Annotated in this window: 19 protein-coding genes; 15 read left to right on the forward strand and 4 right to left on the reverse strand. The window is 37.0% G+C overall.

The annotated features are described in order from the left end of the window. From AC1FXZ_RS18965 to AC1FXZ_RS19000, 8 genes are all read left to right on the forward strand, one after another. On the forward strand, positions 1-1,167 hold the full coding sequence (locus AC1FXZ_RS18965) for an acetylornithine transaminase (RefSeq protein WP_480056583.1): 1,167 nt from the start codon (positions 1-3) through the stop codon (positions 1,165-1,167). 103 nt (positions 1,168-1,270) lie between these two features. Further along, complete coding sequence (locus AC1FXZ_RS18970) at positions 1,271-2,350, forward strand: carbamoyl phosphate synthase small subunit (protein ID WP_480056585.1); 1,080 nt, start codon at positions 1,271-1,273, stop codon at positions 2,348-2,350. Beyond that, a complete protein-coding gene (locus AC1FXZ_RS18975) occupies positions 2,343-5,492 on the forward strand; it encodes a carbamoyl phosphate synthase large subunit (protein ID WP_480056587.1) in 3,150 nt (1,049 codons plus the stop codon). Before AC1FXZ_RS18970 ends, AC1FXZ_RS18975 begins: the two co-directional genes overlap by 8 nt. A gap of 14 nt (positions 5,493-5,506) precedes the next feature. Further along, the gene (argF, locus tag AC1FXZ_RS18980; protein WP_480056589.1) at positions 5,507-6,466 is read left to right on the forward strand and encodes an ornithine carbamoyltransferase; all 960 of its coding nucleotides are present in this window, start codon (positions 5,507-5,509) and stop codon (positions 6,464-6,466) included. Positions 6,467-6,528: 62 nt separating this feature from the next. Next, positions 6,529-6,720: a YjzC family protein gene (locus AC1FXZ_RS18985; protein WP_480056591.1), complete on the forward strand. Its 192-nt coding sequence runs from the start codon at positions 6,529-6,531 to the stop codon at positions 6,718-6,720. A gap of 202 nt (positions 6,721-6,922) precedes the next feature. Beyond that, positions 6,923-7,666 carry an alpha/beta fold hydrolase gene (locus AC1FXZ_RS18990; protein WP_480056593.1) on the forward strand — a complete coding sequence of 248 codons (744 nt, stop codon included), beginning with the start codon at positions 6,923-6,925 and terminating at the stop codon, positions 7,664-7,666. Positions 7,667-7,730: 64 nt separating this feature from the next. Then, positions 7,731-8,627 carry an NAD-dependent epimerase/dehydratase family protein gene (locus AC1FXZ_RS18995; protein ID WP_480056595.1) on the forward strand — a complete coding sequence of 299 codons (897 nt, stop codon included), beginning with the start codon at positions 7,731-7,733 and terminating at the stop codon, positions 8,625-8,627. A 12-nt stretch (positions 8,628-8,639) separates the two neighbouring features. After that, the gene (locus AC1FXZ_RS19000; protein WP_480056597.1) at positions 8,640-8,804 is read left to right on the forward strand and encodes a hypothetical protein; all 165 of its coding nucleotides are present in this window, start codon (positions 8,640-8,642) and stop codon (positions 8,802-8,804) included. Positions 8,805-8,895: 91 nt separating this feature from the next. Here AC1FXZ_RS19000 and AC1FXZ_RS19005 read toward each other — a convergent pair whose 3' ends face one another. Beyond that, a complete protein-coding gene (locus AC1FXZ_RS19005; protein WP_480056599.1) occupies positions 8,896-10,491 on the reverse strand; it encodes a peptide chain release factor 3 in 1,596 nt (531 codons plus the stop codon). A 278-nt stretch (positions 10,492-10,769) separates the two neighbouring features. Between AC1FXZ_RS19005 and AC1FXZ_RS19010 the strand changes: the two genes are divergently transcribed. From AC1FXZ_RS19010 to AC1FXZ_RS19020, 3 genes are all read left to right on the forward strand, one after another. Beyond that, complete coding sequence (locus tag AC1FXZ_RS19010; RefSeq protein WP_480056601.1) at positions 10,770-11,717, forward strand: BMP family ABC transporter substrate-binding protein; 948 nt, start codon at positions 10,770-10,772, stop codon at positions 11,715-11,717. A 73-nt stretch (positions 11,718-11,790) separates the two neighbouring features. Then, positions 11,791-11,982 (forward strand): ComZ family protein, encoded by a 192-nt coding sequence (locus AC1FXZ_RS19015; protein ID WP_480056603.1) that lies wholly within the window; start codon positions 11,791-11,793, stop codon positions 11,980-11,982. Between the two features lie 80 nt (positions 11,983-12,062). Further along, on the forward strand, positions 12,063-12,386 hold the full coding sequence (locus AC1FXZ_RS19020) for a hypothetical protein (protein ID WP_480056605.1): 324 nt from the start codon (positions 12,063-12,065) through the stop codon (positions 12,384-12,386). 9 nt (positions 12,387-12,395) lie between these two features. Here the strand turns inward: AC1FXZ_RS19020 and AC1FXZ_RS19025 are convergent, their stop codons facing one another. After that, positions 12,396-12,746, reverse strand: coding sequence for a hypothetical protein (locus AC1FXZ_RS19025; protein WP_480056607.1), 351 nt, complete (start codon positions 12,744-12,746; stop codon positions 12,396-12,398). A 282-nt stretch (positions 12,747-13,028) separates the two neighbouring features. Between AC1FXZ_RS19025 and AC1FXZ_RS19030 the strand changes: the two genes are divergently transcribed. Both AC1FXZ_RS19030 and fabF read left to right on the forward strand, forming a co-directional pair. Continuing rightward, positions 13,029-13,967: a beta-ketoacyl-ACP synthase III gene (locus AC1FXZ_RS19030; RefSeq protein ID WP_480056609.1), complete on the forward strand. Its 939-nt coding sequence runs from the start codon at positions 13,029-13,031 to the stop codon at positions 13,965-13,967. A 26-nt stretch (positions 13,968-13,993) separates the two neighbouring features. Further along, positions 13,994-15,235, forward strand: a complete 1,242-nt coding sequence (fabF, locus tag AC1FXZ_RS19035; RefSeq protein WP_480056611.1) for a beta-ketoacyl-ACP synthase II — start codon at positions 13,994-13,996, stop codon at positions 15,233-15,235. Positions 15,236-15,265: 30 nt separating this feature from the next. Here the strand turns inward: fabF and AC1FXZ_RS19040 are convergent, their stop codons facing one another. Then, a complete protein-coding gene (locus AC1FXZ_RS19040) occupies positions 15,266-16,291 on the reverse strand; it encodes an LCP family protein (protein WP_480056613.1) in 1,026 nt (341 codons plus the stop codon). 315 nt (positions 16,292-16,606) lie between these two features. Here AC1FXZ_RS19040 and AC1FXZ_RS19045 point away from each other — a divergent pair, with 315 nt between their 5' ends. Further along, the gene (locus tag AC1FXZ_RS19045; protein ID WP_480056615.1) at positions 16,607-18,370 is read left to right on the forward strand and encodes a SulP family inorganic anion transporter; all 1,764 of its coding nucleotides are present in this window, start codon (positions 16,607-16,609) and stop codon (positions 18,368-18,370) included. Between the two features lie 36 nt (positions 18,371-18,406). Further along, entirely contained in the window at positions 18,407-18,739 is a 333-nt protein-coding gene (locus tag AC1FXZ_RS19050) for an ArsR/SmtB family transcription factor (RefSeq protein ID WP_480056617.1), read from the forward strand. 167 nt (positions 18,740-18,906) lie between these two features. Here AC1FXZ_RS19050 and AC1FXZ_RS19055 read toward each other — a convergent pair whose 3' ends face one another. Next, positions 18,907-21,432, reverse strand: a complete 2,526-nt coding sequence (locus tag AC1FXZ_RS19055) for a CBS domain-containing protein (RefSeq protein WP_480056619.1) — start codon at positions 21,430-21,432, stop codon at positions 18,907-18,909. Between the last annotated feature and the right edge of the window lie 78 nt (positions 21,433-21,510).

Consider the following 21,510-nt stretch of genomic DNA (forward strand, 5'->3'; position numbering starts at 1 on the left):
ATGAGTGCACTATTTCCAACATATGCAAGATGGAATATACAACCTGAAAAAGGTATTGGATCAACAATTATAGATGTAGAAGGAAATGAATATTTAGATTTTATCTCAGGAATCGCTGTATGTAACCTTGGACATTGTCATCCTAAAGTCGTCGCAGCTGTTGAGAATCAATTAGGAAAACTTTGGCATGTATCCAATTTATTTCATATAGAACAACAAGAGAAAGTAGCACAGTTGTTAGCCGATCATAGTGTTGGTGATTATGTCTTTTTCTGTAATAGTGGGGCTGAGGCAAATGAAGCAGCAATTAAGTTAGCTAGAAAGTCTACAGGGAAACATCATATTGTTAGTTTAACAAACTCGTTTCATGGCAGGACTCTTGGAAGCATGGCTGCAACAGGGCAAGATAAAATTCATCAAGGGTTTGGTCCGCTATTGACTGAATTTACGTATATTGAAATGAATAACCAATCAGCACTTGAAGAAGCTGTTACTAATCAAACAGCTGCTATTATGGTCGAGGTGATACAAGGTGAGGGAGGCATACGGTTAATGAACGAAGAGTATGCAAAAGCCCTTAGCCAGATTTGTGAAAAATTTGACTGTCTTCTCATAATTGATGAAGTTCAGACAGGAATAGGCCGGACAGGAACAACTTTTGCTTATGAACAGTTAGACTTATCACCAGATATAATAACTTTAGCAAAAGGGCTAGGGAATGGATTTCCAGTTGGTGCTCTCATCGGGAAGAAGTCATTAAAGGAATCATTTACACCAGGAAGCCATGGATCAACATTTGGTGGCAATCCACTTGCGATGGCAGCAGCTGAAGCTGTGTTGACAGAAGTGATTAATCCTCAATTGTTACAAGATGTTCAAAATAAAGGGAAATGGCTTAAAGCTGAGCTAGAAAAAAAACTCAACTCTCTTGAGATAGTTGAAGAAGTGCGTGGAAAAGGCTTAATGGTTGGAATTGCTTGTGAAATTGAAGTCGGTCCTGTTATCGATGTTTGCAGAGAAAAAGGATTGCTAGTCCTACCAGCTGGACCAAAGGTTCTTCGTATTTTGCCACCGTTAGTGGTAACGGAACAGGAGTTAAAAAAGGCAGTAACAATTTTGACAGAAGTATTAACGGTATTAAATGAAAATAACAATGTGAATGTCTAAATTTAAACGCTCACTGCTCAAATAAGTAGTGTTTTTTTAAAAAAAGGTTTGTATAAAAATTTAGAAGTTAGTATAAGTATTCATCACGAGTGGAGGGAATCAAATGAAAGGGTTCGTAGTGTTAGAAAATGGCGAGATATTCGAGGGAATTCTTCATAGCGATCAAGAGGAAGTTCATGGAGAAATTGTTTTTTTTACGGGCATGTCAGGCTATCAAGAGGTTTTAAGTGATCCATCGTTTAAAGGGCAAATGGTCGTGTTCACGTATCCACTAATCGGAAATTATGGGGTTAATGAAGTTGACTTTGAAAGCATTACACCTCAAGTGAATGCCTTACTCGTAAGTGAAGTATCAGATGAAGGATTCCACTATGAATCTTGTACATCTTTAGTTACTTATTGCAAGAAGCATTCGATTCCGTTGATGTCAGGAATTGATACAAGAGCTATTGTGAAACGGATACGGGAACAGGGCGATATGCGAGCGATTATCACAACGGATCCTGCTAATATAACATTTGAGAAGTCCTTGCCACTAGGGGAGCAACAAGTTGTACCGTTAGTAACTACTTCAAAAATAAGAACGTATGGTGACGGGGATCATCATATTGTCATGGTTGATCTTGGTTATAAGAAGTCTATTCTAGATTCCTTACTAGAACATGGATGCAAAGTTTCTCTTGTTCCATATAACACATCGTTTGAAAAAATTAAAAGCCTACAGCCGGACGGGGTCATGTATTCAAATGGACCAGGAAACCCTAAACAATTACAACATGTCCTTCCAACAATTAAAGAAGTCGCTATGAATTATCCAACGATGGGAATTTGCTTAGGACATCAACTATTAGCACTTGCTTTTGGTGCCAATACTGAAAAATTAACGTTTGGTCATCGTGGTGCTAATCAACCAGTTATTGATCTAGTAACAAATAAAGTCTATATGACATCACAGAACCATAGCTATGTCGTTAATGAAGAATCACTTAACGGAACAGGATTTGAACCGAAGTTTATGAATATTAACGATCAATCAATTGAAGGTCTTATTCATAAACAATATCCTGTGTTTACAGTGCAGTTTCATCCTGAAGCTCATCCTGGGCCATCTGATAGTGAACAACTCTTCTATACATTCATAGAAATGCTACGTAATAAAGGGAGAGAGAAAGCTTATGCCTAAACACCAACATTTAAAAAAAGTACTTGTTATCGGATCTGGACCAATTGTTATCGGGCAAGCAGCTGAATTTGATTATGCCGGTACTCAGGCTTGCCTTGCTTTAAAGGAAGAAGGCATCGAGGTCATCCTTGTAAATAATAATCCAGCAACTGTCATGACAGATGAATCATGTGCCGATCGTGTTTATTTCGAACCTTTGACGATCGAGAGTGTTGAAAATATCATTAAAGAAGAACAACCTGATGGTATCCTTGCCACTCTAGGAGGTCAAACTGGGCTAAACTTAGCAATGGATCTACATGATAATGGGATTTTGGAAAAATATAATGTTAACCTTTTAGGTACTCCCATTGAATCTATTAAAAAAGGGGAAGACCGTGAAGAATTTCGTTCTTTAATGCAGGAACTGAATGAACCGGTCCCTGAGAGTGATATTGTTACAACGAGTGATGCTGCAATTCAATTTGCAGAGCAAGTAGGTTACCCAATTATTGTTCGTCCTGCCTACACGCTTGGTGGCGCAGGTGGGGGGATTGCTTCAAATGAAGACGAGTTAAAGCGAATTATAAAGGGAGGGCTTTCCCTTAGTCCGATAAGTCAGTGTTTAATTGAAAAAAGTATCGCAGGGTTCAAGGAAATTGAATATGAAGTAATGCGTGACAGCAATGATACGTGTATCACGATTTGTAATATGGAAAATATCGACCCGGTTGGTATTCATACAGGTGACTCGATTGTCGTTGCCCCTTCACAAACTTTAACAGATGTTGAATATCAAATGCTTAGGAGTTGTTCGGTAAAGATTATTCGAGCTTTGGGAATTGTCGGTGGTTGCAATATTCAATTTGCTCTTGATCCTTATAGCAAGCAATATTATTTAATTGAAGTAAATCCACGAGTAAGTCGTTCTTCGGCGCTTGCTTCTAAAGCAACTGGTTATCCGATTGCGCAAATGGCAGCAAAGGTGAGTATCGGATATCATTTACATGAATTAATTAATCCAGTAACAGGACATACGTATGCTAGTTTCGAACCTGCTCTAGATTATGTTGTTGTGAAGTTTCCTCGCTGGCCGTTTGACAAATTTGTTCATGCCGAACGTAAGCTTGGTACACAAATGAAGGCTACTGGAGAAGTGATGGCAATTGAACGTAATTTAGAAGCGGGGATTCAAAAAGCTGTCAGATCTTTAGAGTTGAAAACAGTTGGGTTAACGTTTCCAGTTGTTTCGAGAAAGTCAGATGAAGAGTTATGGCACTTAGTAAAGAATGCTGATGATCGCCGTTTCTTTGTTTTATTAGAGTTAATGAGAAGAGGGGCTTCACGTCAAAGTTTACATGAAGCTACTGGTATTAATGAATTTTTCCTTCAATCCTTTGAACGGTTAATAGCACTCGAAAACAAGGTAAAAGAAGAAAGCTTTGATACGATTGAAAAAGAGGATTTACAAGAAATAAAAAAAGCTGGATTTGCTGATGAGTACCTAGCTCGCACATGGGGAACTACGGAACAAGCAATTCGTACGAAACGGATTGATTATGGAATCGTACCTTCTTATAAAATGGTTGATACATGTGCAGGAGAATTTACGGCTTCAACTGCTTATTTTTATTCGAGTTGGTCAGGTGAAAATGATACGATACCTCAATCCGGGAAAAAGAAAATCTTATTAATCGGCTCTGGTCCAATTCGAATTGGGCAAGGTATTGAGTTTGATTATTGCTCGGTACAGGGAATTCAGAGTCTTCATCGTTTAGGCTATGAAGCTATTATGATGAACAACAACCCTGAGACGGTAAGTACAGACTATGCAACGGCAGATCGCTTGTACTTCGAACCTTTAACGGTTGAGGATGTTCTAAATGTTATTGACTTAGAACATGTTGAAGGGGTTATTGTCCAACTTGGAGGGCAAACAGCAATCTCACTTGTCGAGGGTCTAGAAGCAGCAGGAGTAAAGTTATATGGTACTAATCTCGATACGATTGATCAATTAGAAGACCGTGGAAGGTTTTATTCTTTTATGCAACAAGTTGAAGTGCCACATATCCCGGGTGTAACGGCAAGCAATGAAGAGGATGGATTAGAAAAAGCTGCCGAAATTGGTTATCCAGTGTTAATCCGCCCTTCTTATGTAATCGGTGGTCAAGGGATGATGTTGTTTGAATCGGAAAAGGAATTTGTTTCTTATTTAAACGATGAAGAGCAAACAGTTGCTTTTCCTTTGTTAATAGATGCTTACTATCCTGGAATTGAATTAGAGGTAGATGCGTTAACAGATGGAAAGTCAGTATGTATCGCTGGGATGTTTGAACATGTTGAGCGTGCAGGGGTACACTCAGGTGATAGCATAGCTGTTACTCCACCTTATTCTATTTCTGAATCTGTACAAGATCTTGTATTAACGTACACGGAACGAATTGCAAAAGGGATGGATTTTAAAGGGATCTTTAATATTCAGTTTGTGTTATATAAAGAGCAATTATACGTAATTGAAATAAATCCGAGGGCTTCAAGAACGGTGCCGATCTTGAGTAAAATTTCTAACCAGTCTTTAATTGATTACACAGTACAATTATTGCTTGGAGCATCTTTAACTGAGCTCGGTATATCCGAAAAGCTAATGCGTAAACCACATTTTTATACAGTAAAAGCTCCTGTTTTCTCTTATCAGAAATTGGCAGGACTTGATCCAATATTAGAAGCTGAGATGAAATCAACAGGTGAATTAATGAGTATGGGTGTAGATCTTGATGAGGCATTCTTAAAAGCATTTATGTGGTCACAGCAATCGAAACCAAAGTTCTTTACAGAGAAAGGCTCAATCTTTGTTGATGTAGCACCGGAATTTCAAACAGAGTTTGAATCCTATGCAAAGCGTTTAGAAGAGCATGAATTTACACTTGTATCGAGTGGATTTGAAAATTGGATTCAATCGGATGAAGCAATAGCGTTAATTAGTTTGCCGAAGCTTGGAACGAAAAATGGGACACAAAAACGCCAAGAAGCGTTAAGACAACGCTGCTCTGTGATTTCTGAGCTTACAACATTAGAAGTAATGCTAAATGGATTAGGAGTAAGCAATCTTAATTACCATGCAATTCAAGATTGGTGGATGAAAGAAAAGGAACTTATCAAATAAAGGAAGTGACTGGCTTGAAAACTGCAGTTGATACGAATATACAATCATTTTATGGACGTGATTTTCTCACTTTGCTTGATTATACACCGAATGAGATCAATTTTTTACTTGAAAGCTCATTAGATATAAAAGAAAACAAATACAACTATGCTAACGCATTAAAAGGTCAGTCATTGGGTATGATTTTTGAAAATGCATCTACACGTACTCGTGTTTCTTTTGAAGTAGGTATGACGCAATTAGGAGGGCATGCTTTGTTCTTAAGCCCACGTGATATGCAAATTGGTCGTGGTGAGCCGGTTAAGGATACAGCTAATGTACTCGCTCGTTATGTTGATGCTATTATGATTCGTACGAATTCACACGAACTTGTTGAAGAGTTAGCAGAACATTCGTCTGTCCCTGTTATTAATGCTTTAACTGATGGATATCATCCTTGTCAAGCTATGGCGGATTTGTTAACGGTATATGAACATAAAAAACAACTTAAAGGGTTAAAACTTGCTTATGTTGGTGATGGCAATAACGTAGCTAACTCTCTTTTAATTGCAGGAGCTAAGGTCGGAATGGATGTTACGATTGCAACCCCTAAAGGATATGAAGTTGATGAAGAAATTTTTAAAAAGGCAAAGCAAGTTGCTGAAGAGACAGGGGCAAACATTGTTCAAACGAATAATCCAGAAGAAGCCACTAAAGATGCTGATGTTATTTATACAGACGTTTGGGCAAGTATGGGGTATGAACAAGAACAAGAAGAACGTTTAAAATCATTTGCTGGTTTCCAAGTAAATTCAAATTTAGTGAGCGGTGCAAAAGACGATTTTATCTTCTTACATTGCTTACCGGCACATCGCGATGAGGAAGTAACTTCAGACATAATTGATGGAAAACATTCAGTTGTCTATGATCAAGCTGAAAATCGTCTCCATGCACAAAAAGCGATTCTTCTGGCGTTATTAACCAATCCTAACTAGGTTCTTCGTGTTCATGATTAGAATAAATTTGGGTATTCTAATTATGGAAAGGGGGTTTTATCATGGGTCAAAGTAGACAATTTGAACCAGGACAAAAAGCACCAAATAACGGAATTTATGTAGAAATTGGTGAAACGGGGGATATGGTACAAAACCCAAAGGCTCTTAAAATGAAAGCCGGAGATACATTTCCTGATACGCAAAACCATAATAGGAAATGGACACCAAAGCCAAAACCAAAAGCTGGCTTATAGATTTCTAAAAAGAAGAGTTATAAGTCTTTGAATTTATGTATAAAGTGAATAAAAAACCTCTTTTTCTCCCTATGCAATACCAAGAAGAAAAAGAGGTTTTTTCCTATTTTAAAAAATATTGTTGTCACTTTTGCTTCCATTTTTTTTAGTTCTGCATACCGTAATAAAGATACTACTGAAATGATGGGAGAGACGTATAACAATGATACGTGCACGTTTTTTTCGCATAGAAGAACAGTGGAACGTCATCTATCTTCCAGAACGCCCAAGTGGTTTTGCCGTTTTTTTGCTTGGAATTAACGGGATGTTAGTTGAAAAAGATACAAGTGATTGGGAGCAACACCCTGAAAAAAATCAATTCGTTGATGATTTGTTAAGTAGAGGATATACGGTTATTGCTTCCTCGCTTTTTGATCAACATTGGGGGAGCCCAAAGGCTTACCAATTGTTTAATCAACTTTATAATTTAGTTTTAAAAAAAGAAATATTAAATTCAAAGGTGCATCTTTTTGCAGAGGGAAGTGGTGCACTTCTAGCATTAAGATTTCTTAATGACAATCCACAACGTGTTCGTTCCTGTTACTTTGTTAACCCGTGTTTTTCGTTGGAAGCATTCTATCAACAAGAGAAAGAGAATAAACTATACTTTAAACGATTCATCAAAGAAATTGGAGAAGCTTATCAACTTCCTTCTAAAGAGATTAGCGCAAAGACTATGAAGGCAATCACACCTGTACTTGAAGAAGGTTATGTACCACCATTATCGATTCATTGTCATATGCAAGAAAAGTATTTTCCTCTACAAGTTCAAAGTCGGCCATTCCAACAAGAATTAGCAAAAAGACAAATCTTTGTTAATTTGCGAATCCATGGGAATGATAAATCCTTTTACAAAGCTTCACAAGCAGCTTTTCCTTTTTATAAAAAATATGAAGTACACTTATAGCCTATCTCTTTATTTGACATAGGAGAGGGCTTTTTACATAACTTGTTAGTAAAGGGGGAGAAGTATGGATATGAAAAAGGTTGTAGTAACAGGTGGATTAGGATTTATCGGGTACCATTTAGTGGAGCACCTTTTGTCTGAAGGTATAAAAGTAATTATTATAGATGAAATAAACGACGAGAGTAAAGTAGAACAAGAAGAGAAGTGGATGAGAATTGGTCGTAATGATTTAGTTACATTAATTGATAAGAAAGTAGAGAATGTTGATTTACTTGAACTATTAAAAGATATTGATGTTGTTTACCATTTAGCTGCAGCAACGGCAATCGATACTAAGTGGGATAAGTTAGCTAACATCATTATAAATAATGTACATGTAACAAAAAAAATAGTGAGTGCCATCCCAAAGCGAGCTAAGTTGATTTTTGCTTCTACAGTTGAAGTATATGGAGAACGTCCAGGAACGATTACAGAACGTACACCAACAAATCCGACATCAGCCTATGGTATTACTAAGCTAGCAAGCGAAAGACTAATCGATAAAGAATGTTGCGAGAAAGGTGTTTCGTTTAATATACTTCGATTGCCCACTATTTATGGCCCTTGGCAAAGAGCTGATATGACCTATCAACAAATCATATCAGGGGTAGAAAACCCTACTGTTGATCGATCAACTCTAGATGTATTGTATGTGGAAGATTGTGTTAAAGCATTCGTTTTATGTAATCAGGCAAAGAATGAAGTTTTTCACTTAGCATCGGGACAACAGGAAGCTTGGTATAAGGGGATTGAGCTTCTAGGGTATCAGGGGATCAAAAGGGTACCTAAGGTGAAAACATCGCTTAGTAATGAAAAAGTTAAGAATTTGCTTGGTTTCACACCGAAAATATCACTTGATGAAGGCCTTGCCAAACAACGGGAACATGTGAAACAATGGCAGCAGCAACAAAGGTTAACTTAAGGATGTGAACAGGTGCAAAGAAAGCGAGCGATTTTTGGTATATTCATTTTTGCGATTGTAACAGTTGTATCGTATTTCCTTCTTTATCAAGTTTTTCATTTAGGGGAGGGCTTAAGTGTTATTATTGCGCTACTATGTGGAGGGATTATTGAGTTTCTTTATCAAAAAAGAAAATGAATACAAAAAGGGGGTGTGCCAAAAAAGTTATAAACTTGCCCTTTTGGCACACCCCTGATTCTTTTAATCACAAGAACACATTGCTTATTTATTAATTTATTTCTCTTATAAATGAATTTTCATAGAAGTTCATTTCAGGATATTTATCAATTGCTGTACGCATTTGAAACTCATTTTCAAACAAAACAACGATTCGCCCGTCTCGGTCGGTTACTAGGTTACGCTGTGACTTTTTAAAAGCCTCCATTGCCTCAGGCGGTCCAGCAGCCCAACGAGCAAAGGAAAATGGAAGTCGTTCTAGTTGAATGTCAACATGATATTCATGTTTTAGACGATATTCAAGAACTTCAAACTGAAGAACTCCAACAACACCAACAATCTGTTGCTCAGCAAAACGATTAAATGTTTTAAATAACTGGATTGCGCCTTCTTCAGTCAGTTGTTGCAAACCTTTTTCGTAAGACTTATGCTTTAGAGCTTCCTTAACTGTAATGGCGCTAAAATACTCTGGTGAGAAATGAGGCATTTCATCAAATTCAAAGCTGTCCCCTGCCACTAATGTATCACCAATTCTAAAGTTACCTGGATCAAATAGCCCAATAATATCACCGGCATAAGCCTCGTCAACTATGCTTCTACTTTGAGCTAAGAATTGAGTTGGTTGAGTAAGCTTGAGGCTTTTGCCAATTCGAACATGTTTCACATTCATTCCGCGCTCAAATTTACCAGATGTTATACGTAAAAAGGCAATGCGATCACGGTGAGCAGGATTCATGTTTGCTTGAATCTTAAAGATAAACCCTGAAAAAGATTGATTCGTTAGTGGATCAACAAGTCCTTTTGAGCTTTCTCGTGGTGTAGGAGCTGGAGAAAGCTCCAAAAAGTGTTCTAAGAAGGTTTGAACACCAAAGCTTGAAATTGCACTTCCGAAGAAAATAGGAGTTAGCTCTCCTTTAGCAACTAGTTCTGCGTCAAATTCATCTCCGGCAACATCTAACAATTCTAATTCTTCTCGAAACTGCGCAACTAACCCTTCGTCACCAATCGCTTCATCTAACTTTGGATCGTTTGGGCCTTCAAGTTGAATAACATCAATTTCCTTTGGATTTTCAGGATTATATAGCTCAAGCTTTTTATTGTGACGATCATATACCCCTGAAAATGATTGCCCCATTCCGATAGGCCATCCCATTGGATATGAACGAATCCCAAGTAGGTTTTCCAGTTCTTCCATTAACTCAAATGGATCTCTACCTTGTCGGTCTAATTTATTCATAAATGTGAAAATAGGTATACCACGCATTTTACATACTTTGAATAACTTCTTCGTTTGTGCCTCTACCCCTTTTGCAGCATCGATAAGCATAGTTGCAGAGTCAGCTGCAGTTAAAGTACGATACGTATCCTCACTAAAGTCTTCATGCCCAGGTGTATCAAGAATATTGACATGATATCCTTCGTATAAAAATTCAAGGACTGAACTTGTTACAGAGATTCCACGTTGCTTTTCAATCTCCATCCAGTCACTCATCGCATGCTTTGAATTTTTCTTACCTTTTACAGAACCTGCTTCACGAATTGCTCCCCCAAATAAAAGAAGTTTTTCTGTTAAGGTGGTTTTCCCTGCATCTGGATGGGAAATAATCGCAAAAGTACGACGCGATTCTACTGCCGTTGTATAATTCATAAAATAATATCCTCGCTTCTATATTTAAATAGTCTCGGTTCATTATAACAGTGTTGATCGAATGTTTCATCTTCATGTTAATACCAATGCTTACTTTGTTAAAAAATTACAAGTATATTACAAGTTCATATCAAAAGGCAAGGGCCAAAGGAAACATACATATGGTTAACGAATAAGCTAGTACAAAAGTAGTTATTGTGGACCCAATAGTGGAATAACAGTAGACAACTAGTTTATTATCATTTTAGAAAGTGTAAAGATTAGGGAGTTGTGTCAACATGAATTTTAAATGGCTAATCATACTATTATTACCAGCTATTCTTGCTGGCTGTGTAATTAACTCACCATCTTCTGAAAATAAAGTAGGTTTGTTATTAGAAGATACGATTGATGATCAGGGTTGGAATAGCAAAGGGTATCAAGGTTTATTAAATATACATTCAAATCTAAATATTGATGTATTGTTTTATGAAGATATGAACACGGAAGCTAAAGTTACTAAAGCTATCGATGAATTTGTTCAAGAAGAAGTGAACTTAATTTTTGGACATGGTCGCTATTATGCTGATCTTTTTACAGAGATCGGGAAAAAATATCCTGAAATTCATTTTGTTAGTTTTAATGGTGAAGTTGAGGGCGATAATGTAACAAGTCTACATTTTGATAGTTATGCAATGGGGTATTTTGCGGGAATGGTTGCAGCAACAATGTCTGACAGTGGGAATGTTGGTGTTATCTCAGCATTTGAATGGCAGCCGGAAGTAAATGGCTTTTATGATGGAGCAACTCTTAATCAAGCAAATGTTTATTTGGAGGTTGTTGAAGACTGGGGAGATAGTGAAGTGGCTCTTTCACTATTTGAAGAGTTGTTGAAAGAAGAGGTAGATGTTTATTATCCTGCAGGAGATGGATTTCATGTCGATGTTATAGAAGAAGTTAGAAAAGAAGGTTTATATGCAATCGGATTTGTAAGTGATCAAGCCGATCTAGGTGAAACAACAGTTCTAACGAGTACGGTGCAACATGTCGATTATTTATATGAATTGGTGGCTGAAAAATTTTATCAAAGTGAATTAGAGTCAGGTAATTTGCGATATGATTTTCAAGATGGTGTTATTACTTTAGGTCAATTTAGCCCAAGTATCCCTGAGGAAATTGTTTCTCAAATTGAGGAAGCTGTTCAAACATACATAGAGACTGGAGAGTTACTGACCGAACCACTATAGTGTGTTACTTGCGTTCATAGAGGTTGTCATAGTATTGTTAGAGTGGGAAGAATGAAGATAGAGGTGGTTGAAGATGAGTAACCCGGAAATGAATATGAGATTTATGCAAATTGCTATGAAGCACTTACCAGAAGGAAAAAAATTCCTTGATGAAAAAGGCATTGAATTGAATATGGAAGATTTGCAACCAATGTTGGAATTATTATTAAATGTGATGTCAGAGGCATATGAACTAGGAAAAGATCATGCTAATGAATCAAACTAAATGAAATAGAAAATGAGCTCGACCTGAGATAACTCAGAACGAGCTTTTGTTTTGTTTATAAATTGTGAGGAGGAACGTGTATGGAGAAGGTAGAAAAACTTAAGGAATTTGCTCAAGAAATGAAAGAAGGCTTTCAGCTTGTTAAAGAAAAACGTGATGAAGAAGCGAAAAAGAAACTACAGCCTTTCATTGAATTAATGAGAAGAAGTGGTGCTCCTAACATCCGACTATTCTCCTCTTATAGTATTGCCCAAATTCGTACAGGTGAGTTAGAGGGATTCTTACAAACGTATGCTGAGGTAAAGGAAATGGAACCAAAAAGTGAAGAAGAAATAAAATTGAAGCAGCAACTAGATGGGTTTTTCAATGACTTAATGGAGGAACTTCAAAAACAAGAACGCTAACTCTAGTTGTTAGCGTTTTTTTGATTTTTCCTTGCTCGTCGAGGTTTCTTTAGTGTCTTTTTCATCTTGACCAAAGTAATTAGAGACCATTTTCGCAAGAGGTGCTAATTTAACAAGATAAGGACTTAATGATTGAACAAGAGCAATTATATGGGTTAATTGATCCCCTTGTTCATTTTGTTGTTGGTTGTTTGATTGAGTATTACTTTGTTCAGCAGGAACATTGGATGTTTCAGAAATGTTTTCATCAGATTCCTCAGCTTGTTTTTCTACTGGTTGTTCGGTTTCAGGTGGTGTCGGTGGCCTTCCGAACATTAAGTCAGTAAAAAAATCAGTTTGTTGTTTTTTTTCATCACTCATAAATTCCCCTCCTTAACTGTACTCATAGATATTGTATGGATGAAATGGTGTCACTGTGTAAAGGCTGGTACCTAAATAGAGAAATTACTTTTAGAAAGTCGATATTCCAGAGCTTATAAAGTAGCTACTCTTTGCATTAAAATGAGATTCTACAAAAAGGAAAACTCCTCCCTTTTGGAGAATCTCTTATATAGACAGAACTTTTGAAATACGTTAAACTTAGGATCAGGTACTAATAATAACCCAAAAAATCGTGTGCCATCGCGAAAGGGGAAGAGTAAGATGACAAGTGCAGGAATATTAGGTATGGGCAGCTATATTGGAGAAAATGTTGTCACGAATGCAGAATTTGAAGAAAAAATAGATACTAATGATGAATGGATTAAAACAAGAACGGGGATAGAAGAAAGACGCTTTGCTCCAGATGATGTGGATAGTTCGGATATGGCATTTAGTGCTGCAAAAGATGCGTTGGATCACTCAGGGCTTTCAGCTGAGGACATAGACTTAATTTTAGTTGCTACCGTTACGCCAGATATGGCGTTTCCAACCGTATCTGCATTAATTCAAGATCGCCTGGGTGCAAAGAAAGCTGCTGCAATGGATATAAGTGCAGCTTGTGCAGGTTTTATTTACGGGTTAGCTACTGGACAACAGTTCATTGAAACAGGCGCATATAAACACGTACTCGTTGTTGGGGTTGAAAAATTATCAAAAATCACTGATTTTACTGACCGAAATACTGCGGTATTATTTGGAGATGGAGCAGGGGCTGCTGTCCTTGGACCAGTTTCTAAAGGGAAAGGTATTCTAGCTTTTGAGTTAGGTGCTGACGGCTCTGGTGCGATGCATATTAATCAAAAAGGTAAGTATTTAGAAATGAATGGGCGTGAAGTTTTTAAATTTGCTGTTCGCCAAATGGGTGACTCTTCTTTACGTGTACTTGAAAAAGCAGGTTTTACTAAGGAAGATTGTGACTTTCTTGTACCTCACCAAGCAAACATTCGAATAATGGAAGCGGCTAGAGGGCGTTTAGACTTGCCAGTTGAGAAAATGTCCAAAACTGTCCATAAATATGGAAATACCTCTTCAGCATCGATTCCAATGGCTATGGTTGATGAGTTGAAAAGTGGTAAAATTAAAGATGGAGATTTATTAGTTTTAGTTGGTTTTGGAGCTGGTCTTGTGTGGGGCTCTGCTGCTATAAGATGGGGAAGATAGCCATTAACGCAAAGGAGAGAAAAATTGTGAATAAAAGACGTGTTGTGATAACTGGAATGGGGGCAGTGACCCCACTGGGTTTAAATGTTCAAAGTACTTGGGAGAATGCTATTAATGGAAAGTCGGGTGTTGGAGCTCTAACTAGAGTACCAGCAGAGGAATTCCCGATGAAGGTTGCTGCTGAAATTCAAGATTTTGATCCAGCTGAATTTATTGATAAAAAAGAAGCAAGAAAAATGGATCGCTTTACTCAATTTGCTGTTGCATCATCATTAATGGCACTAAAAGATGCCAACCTAGAAATCACGGAAGAAATTGCATCGCGAGTAGGAGTATGGATTGGATCTGGTATTGGTGGGATGGAGACATACGAGCAAAACTTTCGTCAATTCCTTGAAAAAGGGCACAGACGAGTCAGCCCGTTCTTTGTCCCAATGATGATTCCAGACATGGCTTCAGGACAAGTGTCAATTACAACAGGGGCAAAAGGGATTAACTCTTGTACTGTGACTGCTTGTGCTTCTGGCACGAATTCAATCGGAGATGCCTTTAAGGTAATTCAACGAGGAGATGCTGATGTCATGATTACTGGTGGCTCTGAGGCCCCAATCACAAATATGGCTGTTGCTGGATTCTGTTCTGCAAAAGCAGTCTCAACAAGCGAAGATCCTGCGAATGCATCGAGACCGTTTGATGCAAATCGTGATGGCTTTGTAATGGGTGAAGGAGCAGGTATTCTTATCCTTGAAAGTCTAGATTCAGCACTAGAACGTGGTGCGACCATTTATGCTGAGTTAGTTGGTTACGGGGCAACAGGAGATGCGCACCATGTAACGGCACCTGCACCTGAAGGAGAAGGTGGAGCAAGAGCAATGACACAAGCGATAGAAGATGCGAGTCTTCAGCCTGAAGATATTGATTACTTAAATGCACATGGTACAAGTACTCCGTACAATGATAAGTTTGAAACAATGGCAGCAAAAAAGGTCTTCGGAGAACATGCTTATAAATTAGCTGTTAGCTCAACAAAGTCCATGACAGGACATCTTTTAGGAGCGGCAGGAGCGATTGAGGCTATCTTTTCGATTAAGGCGATTAAAGAAGGAATTATCCCGCCAACGATTAATTACGAAACTCCAGATCCAGACTGTGACTTAGATTATGTGCCAAACGAAGCACGGAAACAACAAGTACGTGCAGCTATGAGTAACTCTCTTGGTTTTGGAGGACATAACGCAACGTTAGTATTTAAAGAATATACAAAGTAAGAAAGAGCTGACTGACCAAATTTGATTTGGTTAGTCAGCTTTATTTGCGCTTCTTTTAGAATGTTCGTCGACTTCGTTCTTGTTTTTAAAAAAATCGTGAAGAAACTGTTTGTTGTCAATAATATCTATCTCTAATACAGCTCCTGCATGCTGGTAGTATGCATCTTTAAAACTTTCCTCGATTGGAATTCGAGTTGTCTCAATTCCTTTAATAGGATTTAGCATGACGTCACGTCCCAAACTTAACAACTTAGTGGTGCGCATATTCGTTTCAATAGACGGTTCAAGAGCACCAATCACTCTTGGTATTTTTGCCAATCCTTGTAGTGTAAATAGTTCATCTTTTAATTTTTCAAGTATTTCTTGTTGTCGTTCTACACGCCCAAAATCATTCTCAGAATCCTTACGAAAACGTACATATTTTAATGCATTTTCTCCATCCAATATTTGTGTGCCTGGTCTGAATTCAATTTTACTTTTAGGGTCAGACATATGGTGGTCAACAGTTACTTTAAGTCCTTTTGGAGCAATAGTATCGACCATTTTTATGAAGCCATCAAAGTTGATTAAAGCGTAATAGTGAATGTCAAGGTCGAAATTATGCTCAATAGTATCTTGAAGAAGTTCAACACCACCAAATGCAAATGAGGCATTAATTTTGTTGCTTGTTCGACCTGGAATTTCTACATATGAGTCACGCATAATAGAGGCAAGTTTTGCATTACCATTAAGAGGGTTATATTGTGCGATCATGATCGTATCCGTCCGTGCAATATCTTCTTTAGATGTATCAACTCCAACTAAGAGAACATTAATTGGCTCGTTGTTCTCAGGCTCCTTTCTAACAGCTATTTCTGCCTGTTTTTCAACCGTTCTCGGTGGATTGTCGGTGAATATGATTAGCTGCTGTGATTCAGACCTACCTGCTTCGTATTGCATGAATACATACGAACCAATTACGCCAAAAAGGAGAAAGAGTAGGAGGCTGAAAGAAAGAAAGATGGCCTGATAACGTCTTCTTTTCTTTTGCTTCTTTCTAGCGCTTCGGGTGGACATACAAAGCCCTCCTCACGTTCCCGATGAAATATTAGTTTAGTAAAAGAACAGGTGTCGTTCATGACCTTACTTTAATCATTTGTAAGAGAAGATCGCATTATTAACTAAAGATGTATTAGTATTATTCGTTGGAAACTGGATTTTCATAACTTGAATCTGAATTAAGTGAGGAAGATTGCTCATTATCTAATGTTCTGTCTCGTTATTTCTTTTTTATACATAAAATTGTATGATTTGATATTGCGTATATTCAAATAATCAGATATACATATATATATATGAGTGTAAATAAATTAAAGCGAAGAAGGGTTAACGGTGAACAAAAAAGTGAAGTTTCCTTGTGGAAGATATACTGATTATAATTTAGATAGTTTACAAAAGGATATTTTAGCTGGAATTGTTGTTGGGGTAATTGCTATTCCTTTAGGTATGGCATTTGCTATTGCTTCTGGTGTGAAACCAGAATACGGTATTTACACAACAATTATTGCAGGAATACTTATATCGTTACTAGGAGGCTCGAGATACCAAATCGGTGGTCCTACAGGTGCTTTCATCCCTATTTTATTTGGGATTGTCGTCACTTATGGATTTGAAAATTTGCTGATAGCTGGTTTTTTAGCTGGTATCATACTATTTTTAATGGGGGTATTCAAGTTAGGATCACTCATTAAATTTATACCTAAACCTGTTACAATTGGTTTCACCTCTGGAATAGCTGTAATTATTTTTACTGGGCAAATAGCAAACTTTTTAGGTTTAACTGAAGTAGAAAGTCATGAGGCATTTATCGAAAACATCTATGAAATTATAATACATCTAAACTCTATTAATCTGTATAGTGTTTTAACGGCTATTAGTTGTTTCGTAGCCGTAATCGTAACTCCGAAGCTTTTGCCAAGAATACCTGGCCCTTTAGTCGGTTTACTTTTGTCTACGGTACTAGCTACTTTTTTATTTCCGAACCAGGTTCCTACAATTGGTTCAACATTTGGGGATATCCCAAGTGGGTTACCTGAATTTCAAATGTTGGATATTACTTATGAACGTGTCATAGAGTTATTAAGGCCTGCATTTGTTATTGCTATTTTAGGAGCAATTGAGTCCTTACTCTCTGCTGTAGTAGCGGATGGAATGACAAATAATAAGCATAACAGTAATAAGGAATTAATGGGACAGGGTGTGGCAAATATGGTTACACCATTATTTGGAGGAATTCCAGCTACAGGGGCTATTGCTCGAACTGCAACAAATATTAAAAATGGTGCGGTGTCACCTGTTTCTGGTATTGTACATGGTCTAGTTGTTCTCCTTGTATTACTACTGTTTGCTCCATACGCATCGGTAATACCACTGGCGAGTATGGCACCTATATTAATGGTAGTAGCCTGGAATATGAGCGAAAGAAGACAATTCATGCATGTTTTAAAAACCAAAAGTGGTGATTCCCTTGTATTGCTTGTAACCTTTTTATTAACTGTATTTGTAAACTTAACGGTTGCAGTAGAGGTTGGACTCTTACTAGCCGTTGTTTTATTCATAAAACGAATGAGTGAAAGTTTTGTTGTGACAAAAGTACTCCCAAACCCTAAAAGGAAGTCAGAAAAGGTCGAAGTAGATATCGTTACAGAGACACATGATTGTCCACAAATAAGTATTTATAATGTCGAGGGTCCGTTATTTTTTGGTGCAGCTCAGACATTTGAACAAGAACTATTTAAAACAATTAATCAAAAACCAAGAACCCTTATATTAAGATTAGGAAAAGTTCCATTCATTGACACAACAGGGGAGGCTTATCTTGCAAATATAATAAGACACTCCTCAAAGAGTGGTGTTGTCTTAATATCGGGGTTAAAACCTCAACCAAAAAGTATGTTAATCAAAACAGGCTTATATGATATTATAAAACAGGAGCATTTCTTTGATCATACGGGTGATGCAATTAACTATGCGTTAACGCAATTAGATAAAAAGAGGTGTTATGGTTGTCAACATTTTGCATTTAGAGAATGTGTTAGTCTTTCTGAATTAGGGTCAGCATCTTTCGAAGAAAAAAGGAAAGCAACTTCTTCCTAAATGTAATTAGAGTATTAGGGAAAGGAGGATCTGGCATTGGAGCTTGAAATGCAACAATTTAAAGCTGATTTTTTCAAAGCACTTGCTCACCCTTTAAGAATACGTATCTTAGAACTTTTATCTGAAGGGGATAAAAATGTCAATGAACTTCAAAGTATTATTGGGAGCGAAGGTTCTGCTGTCTCTCAACAATTAACGGTATTGCGTGCAAAGAACATTGTAGTAGGTATGAAAGATGGGAATAGAGTGGTGTATTCGTTAAAAGATCCAAAAATTATCGATTTATTAGTTGTAGCAAAGGAAATATTTAATAATCATCTAGTTGATACAATAACAAAGCTAGACAAGTTTAAAGAAAATGATAATTGAAATAATAAATTCCAAACGATTTAAAATGCCAATAGGTTGCTCCGAAGCTTATTTCTGATTCTACCTATACAATAGTACATGCTATGTACTATTGTATAGGTATGGTTAGATTTTAGTGTTAAGGAGCCTTTTTTATTAAAAGTATTCATGAATAGTACCGTATAATTTTAAGAGGTGGTAGAAGAATCATTTTTTAAATGAGATCGTAACCACAATAGAGCATCGCTTTTTGACTCGATACGATCATCTAGCTGTAGACAGGTTAATTCCTGAAAAATTTGTGTGAAAGTAGGGCCTGGCTTTAATCCAAATTGAATCAGATCCTCTCCAGTAAGCAAAGTTGGTAATGTCTTTCGTTTCTTTACATAGGCAAAAATTGCTTCCTTATTTGCTAATATAGCATAGTTAGAAATAACGTCTTCTTTAAATGTATAAAAATGCTGATGAATTGTACTTAAGGAATCATCAGATGAGATAGGGATTTGATCCATTTTAAAAATCTGTTGAACCATTTGAATATGTTGCGATGTAATGGCGTAAAACATAATTTTTCTATCCCAGTCTACTTGTCTAAAGACTATTGCAAGGATTATAAGAAATGGATCGCTTTTATTTTTCTTTATTAATTTCTCAATATTATTAAGTATTTTATCCGTTAAACTAATTTCAAAGAGAATAGACCATACACCGAGAGAGTCAAGTAGCTTGACTCCATCTGTAGACGTACTTTCATTAAGTAACAATTCTAGTTCTCGGAGAAGACGTTTGGCACTCACTTGTTTTAACATTTGCGATCCATCGATCGCTAATTCGCGTGTTTGATCGGCAAGTTGATAATTGAAGCGCAAAGCAAATCGAGCTGCTCGAATGATACGAGTAGGATCTTCTACAAAGCTCAAACTATGTAAAATTCGTATTTTCTTATTGTCAATATCATTTTGGCCTTGGAAATAATCAAGAAGATGACCGAAATTATTATAGTTTATTTGTAAGGCCATTGCGTTAATGGTGAAATCTCTTCTTCTTAAATCCTCGCGAATATTTGAAGCACGTACATTAGGCAACGCTCCAGGTGCGTCATAATATTCGGTACGACAAGTGACAATATCAAACTTTACATCAGCTGGTGTAGTCCATGTGGCTGTACCGAATTTTTCATGAGCTTTTATCTCGCCACCTAATTTATTACTTATAAGGTTTGCAAAAGCAATTCCATCCCCCTCAACGACAAGGTCAATATCTTCATTTTTTCTGCCTAATATGAAATCGCGAACAATTCCACCTATCAAGTATATTTTTACATTTTCTTGATCTGCGATCATTCCAATTTTGAGTAGCAAATCATAAATAGAAGGAGAGAGTTGTGCTTTCATTTTTGAGATGATAGGATAACTTTTTTGCTTTTTGGACGATTGATGAAGCTGTTCAATTACATCAGTTCTAGACAGAATACCAATCATTCTGTCGCCTGAAATAATTGGAATCCTACCAATATTATGTTCCATCATTGTTAGTTGAATTTCTTCTAAGGAAGCATGGGGTTGCAAAGTAATCAAATTTGTCGACATGTATCCTTTTACAGGAGCATGTCCTAGACCATGGTGAATTGCTTTATCAACATCACGTCGAGAAATAATGCCAACCAATCGGTCGTCATCATTAACAACAGGAAAACCGGTATGTCCGAATTGATGCATTTGGCTGTGGACGGATTTAATCGTATCATTTGGTGATACAGACTTTACTGGTACTGCCATTATTTCAGCTGCTGTTATAGCTGGCTTAATAATGGCATCAAGACTCTCTTGTACCATTGAGCTAACGAGTTGTAATTCGTGCTTTTTTAGTGTTGCTGAAGCGGCTTGGGCATGTCCACCCCCACCTAGTTTTTTCATTAGAGGACGAAAATCAATACGTTCAGAGCTAGCTCGTGCTACAACATAAACATGCTCTTTCATTTTTACAATTGATATGGCTGCATCTGAATCAGTTGACTCCATTATTTTTCTCGTAATCGTTGCAAGACCATTTTGATAAGTATCCTGGACGAAACGTGAGAGAAACAGCGTAATACCATTATCATAATATTGATCTCCATTAGTGAGTAATTGTTGAAATAATTCTTTCTCTTTTATGGATAACGCTTGTTCCGAAAACCGGTCTATTAACTTAATATCCATTTTTAACTGCTTTAAAATAGAGGCAATGTAAAGATCTTTAGCTGTTGTATGTTGGTAGGTGAAGTTTCCAGTATCTGTGTATAGTCCTAGGCCAAATAATGTTGCTTCAAAAGGGGTGATGGTAATCTCTTTCTTATGTAATATTTCAGTAAGAATGGTAATCGTTGCCCCTGTCTCCTCTATATATGTTTCTTCAGCTGTAACATCTCCTTCTTTTGGTGGATGATGATCATAAACGATAATTTTTTTATCATTTGGGAGTTCGTTTGCTGGAACCCCTGTTCTTTTGAGAGAAGCTACATCTACAAGAATGAGTGTTTCAACATCACTCCATCTAATCTCATTATATGAAGAGAAGTTAAGTCGATCCCTATAAATAGCAAGGTATGAACTCACTGTTGGCTGTTGTTTGTCTGTAAGTGCTACTTTAGCATGAGGATAAAGTTTTTTTGCTGCTAATAAGCTAGCTAACCCATCAAAGTCAAGATTCATATGTGAAACAATAACATCCATGTTTGAACCTCATTTCTACCTGTTTTGTATAAGTGTACCAGACTACAACTATACTTGATAAGGTAAAAAAAGAAGAAG

The sequence above is a fragment of the Halalkalibacter sp. HAAS-P014 genome (assembly GCF_056619965.1).